Raw genomic sequence first — 12,893 nt, 5'->3', positions numbered from 1 at the left:
ATTGACGCTAGCGTATTCCTTTAGCGATTCAACAACCAAGCGACGAGCAAGACCTGCGGAACGGTGATTAGCGGCAGGGCGAGCGCGGCCTTCCAAGACTTCGTCGTCTCCCGCAAGACCATGACCTCGGTGTAGTCGGTGGCGGCACCGGCCATGAGGAAGGTGAAGGCATTTCCCGGAGCCGCTGCGCGGGTAAGCAGATCCGCGGCGATCGGGCTGGAGCCTTCCGAGCAGACTTCGATCAGGGTGGTGGCGACCAGGGTGAGCGCGAGGCCGAGCAGGCTGGGGCCGAAGTATTGGGAGAAGATTTCATTCGGCACGAAGGCACGGATGGCAGCGGCGAGGACCACGCCGAAGAAGATCCAGCGGAGGATCATGCGGGACTCGCTCATGCCGGCCTTGGCGATGGCCTTCAGGTTTTCACCCGTGGGCTTCACGCGGGAGAGCCCTTCACGGAAGGCGGGTCCAAAGCGGAAGTCTTCGGGAAGCTCGCGATGATTCGGGTTCGCGGGCAGCTTGCCCCGCTTCACCAGCAAGTCGGCGATCCATCCGGTGAGAACGCCGATCATCATCGAAAGGATGATGAAGAGCAGCATCCACTTCCAGCCGATCAGGGAGGCGAGGATGAGCGTGAGCGACAGCGAATTCCATGGGCTGGCGACGAGAAAGGCGAGGGTCTGCCCCAAGGATGCGCCTTTCCTGTAGAGCTGCGCACCGACCATGAGGATGCCATGATTGCAGAGATCCAGAAGCGTCCCTGCGAAGGTGGCGCGGAGGATGCCGCTGAAGCTGCCACTCTTTCCGAGCAGGCCGGTGATGAGTTCCTGGGGCATGCGGCCGATCACACCGACCGCAACGATGCCGGCGAGGAGACCCCACCAGGCCTTGCTCATGAATTCCCAACTGCCATGCGAGAAAGTGTGCCACCACTTGGGCCCCATGCCGATGAAGTGTCCGGCAATCCCCGCGGCAACGAGCAGGAGGGATCCCCAGAGCAGCCAATCGACCCTGCCCTTCGACGATGGCGAGCAGCAGGAGGAAGCTTCCTGCCCGGCCGGTCCGCCACAGCAGGAAGCCGTGGTCTCCGGAGCAGGACTGCAGCAGGACGATGCCGGTTTATTGTTACAGCAACTCATGGTGGCGGATTCAGTGGTCGAACTTCAGGCGATAGAGCCGGAGGGCATTGGCAATGACCGAAACGGAGGACAGGGACATGGCGGCACCCGCGATCATGGGGCTGAGCAAGGTGCCGGTCAGCGGGTAGAGAACACCCGCCGCGATGGGGATCCCGATGGCATTGTAGACGAAGGCGAAGAAGAGGTTCTGGCGGATGTTCCGCATGACCGCCTTACTCGCTTGCAAGGCGCGGGAGACGCCGGAGAGATCTCCTTTTACCAAGGTGAGGTGCGCACTCTCGATGGCGACGTCGGTGCCGGTGCCCATGGCGATACCCACGTGAGCCTCGGCAAGTGCGGGTGCGTCATTGATGCCATCGCCCGCCATGGCGACCTTGCGGCCCTTTGCCTTGAGGGAGCGGACCAGCCCGATCTTATCGGAGGGTGAAAGTCCGGCGTGGATCTCATCGATGCCGAGGCTGCGGCCCACTGCTTCGGCGGTCTGGCGGTTGTCGCCGGTGGCCATGACGACCTTCACGCCCAACTCATGGAGCTTCGCGACGGCGGCGGGAGTGCTTTGCTTCACCGGATCGGAGATGGCGAAGAAGGCGACGAGTGCTCCATCCCGGTTTACCCAGACAATGGTCTTCGCCTGCTGCTGCTCGGCATCAGCCGCGGAGGCGAGATCGGCAGGAGGGTTACCTGCAAAATCCTGCTTTCCGATCTTCCAGGATGCGCCGGCAGCGCGGCCGGAGATGCCACCCCCGGTGGTCGATTGGAAATCCTCTGCCGCAGGAAGGACGAGGTCCTTCGATTCCGCCAAGCGCACGATGGAACGGGCCAACGGATGTTCGGAGTGCTTCTCCAGCGCGGCAGCGGCAGCGAGGATCGCCGCTTCATCGACACCGACGATGGCACGGAAGGCGGTGACCTCCGGCTTTCCTTCGGTAAGGGTTCCGGTCTTGTCGACGATGAGCGTGTCGATCTTTTCCGCGGTCTCGATCGCTTCCGCGTCCTTCACAAGGACTCCCTCACTGGCTGCTCGTCCCACGCCGACCATGATGGACACGGGGGTCGCGAGGCCCAGGGCGCAAGGGCAGGCGATGATCAGGACGGAGACTGCATTCACCAGACCGAGCACGATGCCCGACTCCGGACCCCAAACAGTCCATGCGATGAAGGTAAGCACCGCCACCAGGATGACGAGCGGCACGAACCAACCTGCGACGCTATCCGCCACCTTCTGGATGGGAGCGCGGCTGCGCTGCGCTGCGGAGACCATGGTCACGATCTGGGCGAGAAGGGTATCTGCACCGACCTTTCCCACGGTCATGATGAACGACCCGGTCTGATTGATGGTGGCACCGACCACGGGATCTCCCACGGACCGCTTCACGGGCAGGGGTTCACCGGTGATCATCGATTCATCGATATGGCTGCTGCCTTCCTCGATCGTTCCATCCACGGGGATTTTTTCACCGGGGCGGACGCGCAGGCGGTCGCCGACTTGCAGTCGATCGACGGGTACTTCCTGCTCGCTGCCATCGGCCGAGAGCCGAGTCGCCGACTTCGCCGCGAGACCTAACAGAGCACGGATCGCCTGGCCGGTGCGGCTGCGCGCCTTCGCTTCCAAGAGCTGCCCAAGAAGCACGAGCACGGTAATGACCGCGGCAGCTTCAAAGTAGAGACCCACTTCCCCGTGATGACGGAAGGACGCCGGAAACCAGGCAGGGAAGATCACGGCGACCGCGCTGTATAAATAGGCGGCGCCGACTCCCAGCATGATCAGGGTGAACATGTTGAGATTCCAGCCCTTCAAGGAGCGCCAGCCCCTGACCAGGAAGATGCCGCCGGCCCAGAAGACGACTGGAGTGGTGAGAGCAAACTCGATCCACTTCGAGACGGAGCGCGGAATCCATGAGTCCAGCGAAACGCCCGGGATCATCGGAAGCATCGCGAGCAAGACCACCGGCACGGTCAGCGCGAGGCCGATCCAGAATTTCCGGGAGAGGTCACGGATCTCCTTCCGCGCATGCTCGTCACCGGCATCGGTGATCGTCTTCGGCTCCAAGGGCATGCCGCAGATGGGGCAGTCGCCCGGTTCCTCCTGCTCGATCTCCGGGTGCATGGGGCAGGTGTAAAGCACCGGCCCGAAAGGCAGGAGCGGCACCTGCTCCAAAGGCATGCCACACTTCGGGCAATCTCCCGGTGTGTCCGAAACCACTTCCGGGCACATCGGGCAGATCCACTGCCCGGGCTTCGCATGCTGTGAGGTGCGGGGGGCATGAGCGTGATGCTCATGTCCGGCATGGACATGATGCCCCGAGCAGCAAGAGCCCTTCGGGGCCTCCGCTGGATGATGGTGATCTTTCATGGCTATCAGGCCAGGCGTCTTTTGTAGAGCTCGATGAGTTCTTCCATGCGGCGGTCAAGCTGCTTCGCATCGGTGGCAGCTTCGGTGACGCAATGGCGGACGTGGTCTTCGAGCAGCTTCGCCTCAAGGCCGCGCAGCGCGGAGTGAATGGCGGAGATGGTGTTCAGGATTTCCGGGCACTCCCGGTTTTCCTCGATCATGCGTCCGATTCCCTGCATCTGCCCGACAATCCGGTTTACCCGGCCGAGAAGAGGCTTCGTTTCGTGGCACCCGCGCTGCATGCAAATACCTATAGGGGGTATGGGTATATTTGTAAATGGAATTTTTCCGCTCCTCGCGGTTAGCGCCCGATGCGTTTGGGCCAGAGCTTGCGGGACCATTCGTCGACCTCGGCAGGACTGTGATGATATTCCATGAGCTTCCTGAGCCCGATGTAGTCGGCCGAGCTCATGATCTGAGGAAGCAGGGCCGCGCGCTCCGGGGTCTGGATCAAATGCTCGCAGAAGCCCAAGGCTGCAGCGGTCTGCACCTCCGGGCTACCGTGCTGAAGGGACCACTCGCAGTAGCGCCAGATCCGCCGGAGGAGATCGATGGGCGGCGGCTGGCTCTTGCTGAGCTTCTCGAATTTAATATTGAGCTCGATCCAGAGCATCATGGGGCTGTCGACGAGCCGCGAGGCAATGATGTTCTGCAGCTCGGGGAGTCGTTCCGATGCTTCGCGACGCCAAAGACTCATTGATGGATGGCGCTAAGATTTCTTGTCGGCCTTTACCTTCTCGAAGGACTCGCTGACGCGTTCGACCTTTTTGGGTTCAAAGCCGGATTTCTTGATGAACTCGGTGATCTCCTTGTCGCTGATGCTGGAGCCCTTCTTTTCCTCGAGAAGGACAACCTTGCGGGTGAGATCGACGTGAACGTTCGAGACGGCGGGGTGCTTCTTGAAGTGGGCGACGATGCCCTGGGCGCAGAAGGAACAGACCATGCCATCGACGGTGGTCTTCACGGTCATGGTGCGTTCGGTGGCGGCGCGTGCGGAGCCGGAGAGGAAGAGCCAGGCTCCGAGCAGGCTGAGAATGATGGAGTGGTTCATAAGCGTGGAAATGAAATTGGTTTAGAAATGGATCATGAAATTGATCAGCGGATCGCCATCCAGCGAGCAGCCGAGTTCGAGGAAATAGGGACCCTTGAAGAGGCGGATCTTCGGGATGATATCGAGGTCATCCTCCATGCCGCTGACGTGCTCGAACTGGACGATGAGCCAGGTATTGAGCTCTTCGAATTCCGCCTTGTACGGGGCGACTCCGAAGGAGGCGCTGGTGACGGCGCGGGAGACGTCCTCGGAGCTGATGAACTTGGTTTCGAAGGCGGTGTAGATGCGCCGGGTCTCGTAGTCAGCGCGGAAGAAGCCAAGGCCGGCAGGTGCGGCGGATTCGCCATCCTGCTTCGCGGCACCGGCCCCAAGGCCGAAGTAGAGGTTCGCCTGGGCTTCCGGGAGATTCCAGCGGTGGAGCAGCCAATTGTGCTGGAGGCCGGTGTAGTAGTCGTCATCGCGCTCGTCCTCGAAGCGCATGGCGTGCAGGCCGAAGGCGGTCTTCGGCGTGTAAGAATTGTAGACCTCGAAGTTTTGGACGGTATCGGTGCCGCCCAGCATGAGCTGCCAAGCGCCCTCAAAGGAAACCGGATGGGCACCCGCGGTGGCAGTGGCGGCCAGCAGGCATAGGGAAAACGTTTTCATGAAACGGACATGGTGAAGGAACAGAAACGGTGGGCCCGGCATGGCGACAGCTCCGCCTGAAAGCGGAATGCGGCGCATGCATGCTGCCATCGGATCGCGGCAAGAAAGTTGCCGCGCCGTTTCGTCTTCACAGGGTCCGGCTGACCAAAAGCGCCCGGCGTTCGCCCGGCGGTGCGTGCCATGGGATGGAGGGCTGCCAGCGCGGGCGCAGGTTCGCGTCCGTCTCCGCCGCCACGGGTAGCCAAGTGCTCGCCGGTTCAAGGGCGAGGTTCAGCGTGACCGGCGGATTTGCCGGCAAGAGCGGGTCGGGCATTTCCCGCGGGTCATCGGTCGCGCATTGGCAATCGTGATCCGGGGATTTCTTGTCCTTCCCCTCCCCGCCGCAGCAGCAGGAGTGCTTCTCCTTGGCGAGTTCCTGTTTCACGACTTCACCCGCGCAACAACACAGCGGGCTGGCGACCAAGAGGGCCAGCAAGCAGGTGAAGATGGAGGCGAGGCGTGACATCGGTGAATCTCTGGGAGGCTGGAAAGCCTCCACAAATTCCCTTCATAGCTCGCCCCGCTCCGGAAGCAAGCCTGCGAAACGCGCCGGGGACTCCCCCCACCCCGCCCTTATCCTCCTCCTTGACTCCGCCGCCGCGCCGCCCCAGCTTCCCGCCCACTTATGGCAGAACAGCAAACCGCCGACCTCTCGGCGCTGGATACGGACGCTCTGAAGAGCCGTCTGACCCAGCTCGGGAGGTATCTTTGACGTCCCGACCCTGGAACGGGAGATCGGATCCCTCGAGGCCGCCATGGGCGACCCGGAATTCTGGAACAATCAGGAGAAGGCCCGCGCGACGAACACGCGCATCTCCGGCCTGAAGAAGAAGCTCGGAGGCTTCGAAAGACTCAACGGCCGCTACGCCGACCTGATGGCCGGCATCGAGCTGGCGAAGGAGTTCGACGACCACGACGCCGCCTTGGAGGCGGTGAATGCCGCAGCCGAGCTGGATCAGGACATTTCCTCCTTCGAGCTACTGACGCTGCTCGACCGGCCGAACGATTCGTCTTCCTGCTACCTGGTCATCCAGGCGGGTGCGGGCGGCACGGAGGCCTGTGATTGGGCGCAGATGCTTTTCCGCATGTATACCCGCTGGGCGGAGCGCAAGGGCTTCACCTGCGAGACGATTTATTGGGAAGACGGCGACGAGGCCGGCCTGCGCGGTGCCTCGATCAAGGTCACGGGCGAATACGCCTACGGCTACCTGAAGAACGAGCGCGGGGTGCACCGGCTGGTGCGCATCTCCCCCTTCGACTCCGCGGGCAAGCGCCACACGTCATTCGCCTCGGTGGATGCGACGCCGGAGATCAACGACGAGATCAAGATCGAGATCAACGAGAAGGACATCGAGATCACGACGATGCGATCCGGCGGCAAGGGCGGCCAGAACGTGAACAAGGTGGAAACCGGCGTGCTCTTGCGCCACTTGCCCACCGGCATCCTGATCCGTTCCACCAATGCCCGCTCACAAGGCGCCAACAAGGAGCTCGCCTACGAGATCCTGAAGGCGAAGTTGTTCCAGCTTGAGGAAGACAAGCGCAAGGCCGAGGCCGAACGCGCCTACGGCGAGAAGGGCGACATCGCGTGGGGCAACCAGATCCGTTCCTATGTCTTCCAGCCGTATCAGAAGGTCCTCGACCTGCGCACCGGCCAGGAGACCGGCAACATCCAGCATGTGATGGATGGCGATATCGATGCGTTCATCGAAGCCAAGCTGCGCGGCAAGGTCCGCGTGAAGGGCGTGAAGGACGAGGATGATTGAGGCTAGCCTGGATCCTAGAGAACTTCAGACAGGAACCCCGGATTGGTTGAGGCCAGTCCGGGGTTTCTCTTTTCAATGATCGAGTCGTGGCCGCTTAGTCCGCGCTGAGCTCGAGGCGGGCGAAGATCTTTGATCCGGACGAGGGCAGTTCCACGGAGAGCCATCCGTCCACGAGCGGGGGGATCGTACTTGTGGTGCTATCGAAGAGCGTCTGGGTCCAGCCGGCAAGCTCATCGGAGGCCTTTACCTTCCAGACGAGGTCGGTCTTGGAAGCATCATAGCGGAAGCGGAATACCCGGGCATTCCCATCCGTGGCGATGCGCGGGAGCAAGTGATGGACCGGGGCATAGGGCCCGACGCCGTGGGCATAGCGGACGATGTTCGCGATGCCATCTCCCGCGGGCATTGCCTCGGCACCCGAGATGCTGTCATTCGTCGCGTCCGGCCCGCTGAATTCGGTGGAGCGCCAGTGCGCATAGGTGCCGGGCACCAGTGCGAGTTGGTCACCCTCGACGGTGACGTTGTCGAAGCGGTTGTTGCCCCCGATGCCGCCGCTGCCTTGGACGAAGGTGATGCGCAGCCCGAAGAGCGGATTATTGCTGACGCCGGCCACGGCGCGGAAATCGAGCACCTGCAAGGTGGGATCGGCATCCGGAGGGAGGATGGTGGTGAAGGGCGTGAACGCGGTGCCGTCCAAGGTGTAGGAGACCTTCTGAATGCCTGCACCACTGCCAGAGCGGCGGGTTTCGTATTGGACGACGACATTCTCATAGCCGGTCGTGGGAAGCGCGAAGGTGAGCGTGGCACCGAGCGGATTGTTCACGCGCAGATGGGAACCGACCGGATCGTCATTGCGCGCATTGATCCCGGCGAAGCCCTGATCCTGTGCGCCGTGCTGGATGACCTCCGCACCACTGGTCACGACAGATGCCAGGGTCGCGCCACCAATGGTCTGGGAGGGATTCAGGAAATTCGCGCCATTGAAGTTCCAATAGTGCATCAGCTGGCCCGGAGGCGGCGGCGTGGCGGCGAACTGGGCCGGGGCGGACCAGCTACTCCAGCGGCCGCTGCTGTCCTGATGGCGGACGCGCACGCGGTAGGTCTTTCCGGCCTGGGTGATCCCGAAGGGAATGTTGATGGATCCCGGTGCCGAGGCACTCTCCGAGGTCCAGATACTATTGATCTCGTACTTTCGCGGGCTGCCCGCGGTGTAGCCGGGAACTCCGGGGCCTGAGATCTCGGCAAGACGCCACTGGGTCTTCGCATAGGTGCCGACGCCCTGGGGATCGGCAAAGGCGGAAGAGGTGAACTTCAGATCGCTGACCGGATAGCCTGCCGGGCCGGCGTAGGTGACGAAGGGCTTCTGGGGAATCGCGGCATCCGCTGCTTCCGAGGCAACGTATTGGTAGCCGTATCCGAGCTGGTCGCCATTGTTCACGCTCCAGGCGCCGCCGTCCCAGGCATTGGTCGCGTAATCGCGCAGGTAGACCATCGAGTCCTCATGCTCCATTGTTCCGGATGAGGCGGGACTGCGCAGCCAGCGGATCCAATCGCCGCCCATGCGGTTGTCGTAGAAGGTGGTGCGGTAGAAATTGCCGCGGTGACTGGTTTGCCCGCCGGCATTGCCATCGCTTCCCTGGGTGCGCGGGTGGAGGTTCCACATCGCCGCATCCGCATCTGCCCAAGTGAGGGCCTGGCCGGCGGGATTCACGATCTGCGCGAACTCATCGATGAGCTGGCCGATCTGGCCGCCGCCCGCGGTGGAATCAGACGCCAGGAGATCGAGGAGCTCGCGGGCACGGTTCCGATACTCGAGTGCCAGCGCGGGGTTCTGGAGCAGCGATTTGTGGGCATGAATGACGCCGGGGTAGTTGGTGCCATTGATGTTGGTACTCCAGTGGGACCGCGGCAGGAACATCATATCGAGGTCCCAAGGCAGGGGCAGCCAGCGGTTATCGGTAGAGCGGTGGTAGAAGTAGTGATTGAAGCCGCCGCGGAGGTCGACATTCCCGGTCAGGCGGCTGAGGGCATGGAAGGTGTAGTAGGCGTTCATGTCCATGTTCGCGCGCCACCAGGCCTCGGTGGGGTCCGCATACACGTGGGCATCCCGGAAGGCATTCCAATCGGAAGAGTCGATGGGCTGGGTAGCTCCCTGGCTCTTTTTGTCGCCGCCATTGTCTTCGATCTTATAGACGCTGCCATCGGGGAGGCCGCGCTCGTCGAGGAAGGAGCCATCGGGCTGCTCGACGGCAAGATAGAGGCCCCAGAAATCGCCGGCGTACTGGCCATCGCCGGAGCCGATGGGATCGTTGACGGAGCTTCCCGCCGCAGGGGTTTCGGTGGTACCGCGAACCACGCGGAAGTGATAGTAATGGGTGTTTGGAGAAGGGACGCCGCCCAACTGGAAGACCTTGTAGGAAGTGGCTTCCTCCACACCTGCCATGCCGCGATGCACGGCTGCCCAAGGGCTGGCACAGGCATCACCGGAGAAGGAGCCCCAGCCTTCCGAGTAGTTCTCCCCGAAGTTGCTCTTCGCAGGGAGATCGCGGCCCCGGTTGAAGAAGAAGCGCCACTTGTTCTTTCCCGAAACGTAGGTCGAGGCCTCGCCGCGGTTCTTGAACTCGATGTGATCGTAGACCACGCCGTTGTAAACGAAAGTGCCGCGGAAGCGCACCGCATCGGAACCCCCGCTGTACTGCGAATTGATCACGTCGGAACCATTCGCGATCAGCGAATAGACCGGGAGGTCATCGAGCAAAGTGGAGGGGAAGCTCTGCAACGTGGTGCTGCCCGGCCGGAAGGCCCCCTGCCAAGCGGGCAATCCACTATAGACATAGTAAGCAAAGTTCGGCTGCTCGTCATCCTCATAGGGAACCGTGGCGGCATTTCCCTGGTCGTCGGCGAAGTTAATCCTATAGCGGACCAGGCGGCGGTTCGTCTGGGTGGCCGCCGGGATGCGCGCGGTGTAGATGGAGTCATTCGCGGTGGCATCTCCGCTCGAGCCGTTGTCCCGCATCGGAACGGTGGTCCAGGAAGTCGCATAGGCGGCATCCGTCAGACGAATATAGGAGCCCGGGTCCACGGTCTGGTAGGACAGGCTCACCGCGCCCACGCCATTCGGGTCGGTGATCCGCGCCGTGATCGTGACCGCTTGGCCGGGTGCTGGAGAGACCGGCGCATGGGCCACCTGGCGGATCTGGGGCGGGATCAGGTTCACCGCGCGCCGTACGGAATTCACCGTGCCCGGCGTTGGCTGCGGGGAGTCGTTCACAAATGTGGACAGCTCAAGATCCATCGAGAAATCGCTGCTACCCACGGAAGTGTTGAAGGCGTGGACCGCGATCACGTTTGTCCCGCCGAAAAGGAGATCCCCCGTGTTGGGAATGGTGATTTCCTCCCAATCGTTTTCGTGATTCTGAGGCGCGAGGTAATTGTAGGCCAATTGACCGGCATCCACGTTGATGCGATGGACTTCCTGCCCGTTGATCCAGATCACGCAGCCGTCATCCACGCGCACCCGAAGCCGCAGCTGGTCGGGAATCGCGTCGCTGGAAACCGTGAAGGCCTTCCGGAAATAAACGCTGCGGTAGTTGTTCCGCATGTCCGGCAGGGAGGTATTTACTCCAGGATCCCCGTAGCCAATGCCTGCCTGCCCTTCCGGCCAGGTGCTATCGTTGAAAGAGACGGCGCGCCAGGCATCGACCGGGCCGGATGCCTCAGCACTGCCTTTCTTGTAGCGCCATCCGGTCGCTTCCGAAGCGATGAAGATCTCGGGCGCTGTCTCGACGTAGCCGGAGGGCCGCCAAGAGCCGCCAAGATCATTGTCCAAGCCGGGATGGATCAGCTCGGCCGAGTTTCCGCCGCCATCCGAGCCGGTGGGCCAAGGGAAGCCGACCCCGTAGCTCACCCGATCCTTGAGGGCGGCGGCGCCATCGCGGAGATCAATGGTCTCCCCGGTCGAGTTCAGCTTGCCGGTCCAAGGACCCAGAGCGGTCTTCCCGTACTTTGAAAGGATGACCGCCGGCTTCTCCGCCACGACGAGATAGCCACCGGCGGGCAAGGTGGTGCCGCCGGGGAAGGTGTAGGTGACCGCATCGGAAAGGGTCCAACCCGACAAGTCCAAGGCGGTATCGCCCGGATTGTGGAGCTCGATGAATTCTTCCAGGCTGGTCTTGTCGGCGGGCTTGTAGTGGATCTCGTTGATCACCGCGGTATTCGGCACCAGCGGGGTAGTGGCGAAGCTCAGCGTGTCCGGTGCCCAGGCAGTGCCCGCGGCATTCACCGCCCTACTACGAAAATAGTAGGTGGTGGTCGGATTCAGGCCGGTGACGAAATAGCTGTAGTCGCCTGACAGCGCGGAGAGATCGACCGAAGAAGCCCAGTTCCCGGGATTCGTCCCGCCATTGGCGGTTCCATAGAAGATGGTGACCGCGGGAGCATCGTTGCCGTCGCCGGTGACCTCGCCGCGGAGGCTTGCGGTGGTTCCGGTGATCCCTTCGGCGCTGCGGTTCACGACCGAAGGAAGCGAGACGGCAAGGGTGGCGAAGGAAGAAGACGAGCCAGCCCAGGCGCTGCCACCCGAATTCTGGGCGAAGGCGCGGAAATAGTAGGTGGTGCTGGCAGCAAGGCCGGTGAGGTCCGTGAAAAGGCTACCGGTGCCATTCCCCAAGCTCACCGAAGACGTCCAATTGCCCGGAACAGCACCGCCATCGGTAGTGCCATAGTAGAGGGTCACCGCGGGCTGTTCACTACCGCCCGAAGTCACCTCCGCGCCCACGCTGGCACCGGTAGCCCGGATGCCGGTGGCGGCCATGTTGCTCACCACGGGAGGCAAGGGAGTGGTTTCGAAACTCTCCGCGGCAAGCGCCCAGGAATCCCCGGCACTATTTGTCCCGCGGGCGCTAAAGAAATACGTGGTGCCGGCGGTGAGGCCGCTGATGTTTCCGGTGAAAGCGCCGGTATGGGTTCCCGGCAGGGTTTGGGAGTGCTGCCAATTGGCTGCATTCACACCGCCATTGGTGGTTCCCCAGAAGAGGGTAATCGAGGGCGCACCATCGCCGACATCCATCACCGCCCCGTTGAGGGTGGCGGTCGTGGTGGTGATGGCAGTGGCCTCGCCATTTGCCAGGGCGGCTCCTCCCGGCGGAATCAATGAGGCGGCATCCAGGCGGATGTTGTCGAAGTGCGAGCGGCCGGTCCCGCGTGCCTGCAGGAGAATGCGGATCGTCCTGCCGACCGATTCCGGCTTGTCGGGGGTGTCAAAGACCAAAGCCGGGGCATCGCCAAAGCTCTGGGACGGCAAGGTGGAGGCATTGAATTGTCCGGTCGCATGAATGGCACCGGTGCTGTCCGCGAGAACGTATTGGGTGAGGTTTCCGGGCTGGGTAAGGCCGCCGCGGTTTCCCGCGCCTACGGTCAGGGTGTAGCGGGTATTCGCCTGATAGGTGACTCCGAGGTCCTGCCAGACATCATAGCCCAACTCCATGCCGAGGTGGTCGGTGCCGGTGGAGGAGAAGCCATTGATGTATTCCTCGAAGGCGCTGCCATTGCTCGGGCCGTTGCTGCCGGTCCATTCCGGGGAAAGGTCATACCAGTAGCCGCCTTGACCCAAGGCGTTCCCTTCAAATGATGGATCACCAACGCTGACGGGAGCGGCGGACAAAGCCGTCGCGAGGGTGGTCGCGAGAAATACGACCCGTGAGAGAAGCTTCATGGGGTGGGTTTTAGGGCGAGGACAGCGAAGGTCCGGAATCAATTCAAAAAGTGATTTCCGACGCTTGATGTGACATTAGCGTCACAAATCGCGGTCTGTCCAACCCACTTTCGGGTAGTTCGTTGCGGGAGAGCGGTTTGGGCCGGAAAAT

The 12,893-nt window shown here is 62.3% G+C and carries 9 protein-coding genes; 1 reads left to right on the top strand and 8 read right to left on the bottom strand.

The features are described 5' to 3' along the window. Positions 1-20 precede the first annotated feature (20 nt). The 7 genes from HHL09_RS13150 to HHL09_RS13120 form a co-directional block, all read right to left on the bottom strand. Positions 21-1,136, bottom strand: a complete 1,116-nt coding sequence (locus HHL09_RS13150) for a permease (protein WP_169455089.1) — start codon at positions 1,134-1,136, stop codon at positions 21-23. Positions 1,137-1,146: 10 nt separating this feature from the next. Then, the gene (locus HHL09_RS13145) at positions 1,147-3,489 is read right to left on the bottom strand and encodes a copper-transporting P-type ATPase (RefSeq protein WP_169455088.1); all 2,343 of its coding nucleotides are present in this window, start codon (positions 3,487-3,489) and stop codon (positions 1,147-1,149) included. Positions 3,490-3,494: 5 nt separating this feature from the next. Continuing rightward, on the bottom strand, positions 3,495-3,770 hold the full coding sequence (locus HHL09_RS13140; RefSeq protein WP_169455087.1) for a metal-sensitive transcriptional regulator: 276 nt from the start codon (positions 3,768-3,770) through the stop codon (positions 3,495-3,497). Positions 3,771-3,829: 59 nt separating this feature from the next. Continuing rightward, entirely contained in the window at positions 3,830-4,225 is a 396-nt protein-coding gene (locus HHL09_RS13135; RefSeq protein ID WP_169455086.1) for a hypothetical protein, read from the bottom strand. Positions 4,226-4,237: 12 nt separating this feature from the next. Further along, the gene (locus HHL09_RS13130; protein WP_169455085.1) at positions 4,238-4,579 is read right to left on the bottom strand and encodes a heavy-metal-associated domain-containing protein; all 342 of its coding nucleotides are present in this window, start codon (positions 4,577-4,579) and stop codon (positions 4,238-4,240) included. A 21-nt stretch (positions 4,580-4,600) separates the two neighbouring features. After that, on the bottom strand, positions 4,601-5,224 hold the full coding sequence (locus HHL09_RS13125; RefSeq protein WP_169455084.1) for a hypothetical protein: 624 nt from the start codon (positions 5,222-5,224) through the stop codon (positions 4,601-4,603). Between the two features lie 127 nt (positions 5,225-5,351). Then, positions 5,352-5,729: a hypothetical protein gene (locus HHL09_RS13120; protein WP_169455083.1), complete on the bottom strand. Its 378-nt coding sequence runs from the start codon at positions 5,727-5,729 to the stop codon at positions 5,352-5,354. Positions 5,730-5,888: 159 nt separating this feature from the next. Here HHL09_RS13120 and prfB point away from each other — a divergent pair. Continuing rightward, a protein-coding gene (gene prfB / locus HHL09_RS13115; RefSeq protein ID WP_205761044.1) for a peptide chain release factor 2 occupies positions 5,889-7,029 on the top strand; the annotation gives its coding sequence in 2 pieces (ribosomal slippage) (positions 5,889-5,966 and positions 5,968-7,029; 1,140 coding nt in all). Between the two features lie 94 nt (positions 7,030-7,123). On the opposite strand, the gene HHL09_RS13110 is transcribed toward prfB, so the two are convergent. Beyond that, on the bottom strand, positions 7,124-12,742 hold the full coding sequence (locus HHL09_RS13110; protein WP_169455082.1) for a lamin tail domain-containing protein: 5,619 nt from the start codon (positions 12,740-12,742) through the stop codon (positions 7,124-7,126). Between the last annotated feature and the right edge of the window lie 151 nt (positions 12,743-12,893).

Origin of the sequence: Luteolibacter luteus (assembly GCF_012913485.1) — a bacterium.
Classification (GTDB): Bacteria; Verrucomicrobiota; Verrucomicrobiia; order Verrucomicrobiales; family Akkermansiaceae; genus Haloferula; species Haloferula lutea.
Note: the sequence above shows the minus strand (reverse complement) of the source record. Positions and strands in the feature narration are given on the sequence as shown.

Excerpts from the sequence above, each read along its gene's own strand:
- HHL09_RS13150 (WP_169455089.1), bottom strand. The coding sequence starts at position 1,136 with ATGAGTTGCTGTAACAATAAACCGGCATCGTCCTGCTGCAGTCCTGCT.
- HHL09_RS13145 (WP_169455088.1), bottom strand. The coding sequence starts at position 3,489 with ATGAAAGATCACCATCATCCAGCGGAGGCCCCGAAGGGCTCTTGCTGC.
- HHL09_RS13140 (WP_169455087.1), bottom strand. The coding sequence starts at position 3,770 with ATGCAGCGCGGGTGCCACGAAACGAAGCCTCTTCTCGGCCGGGTAAAC.
- HHL09_RS13135 (WP_169455086.1), bottom strand. The coding sequence starts at position 4,225 with ATGAGTCTTTGGCGTCGCGAAGCATCGGAACGACTCCCCGAGCTGCAG.
- HHL09_RS13130 (WP_169455085.1), bottom strand. The coding sequence starts at position 4,579 with ATGAACCACTCCATCATTCTCAGCCTGCTCGGAGCCTGGCTCTTCCTC.
- HHL09_RS13125 (WP_169455084.1), bottom strand. The coding sequence starts at position 5,224 with ATGAAAACGTTTTCCCTATGCCTGCTGGCCGCCACTGCCACCGCGGGT.
- HHL09_RS13120 (WP_169455083.1), bottom strand. The coding sequence starts at position 5,729 with ATGTCACGCCTCGCCTCCATCTTCACCTGCTTGCTGGCCCTCTTGGTC.
- HHL09_RS13110 (WP_169455082.1), bottom strand. The coding sequence starts at position 12,742 with ATGAAGCTTCTCTCACGGGTCGTATTTCTCGCGACCACCCTCGCGACG.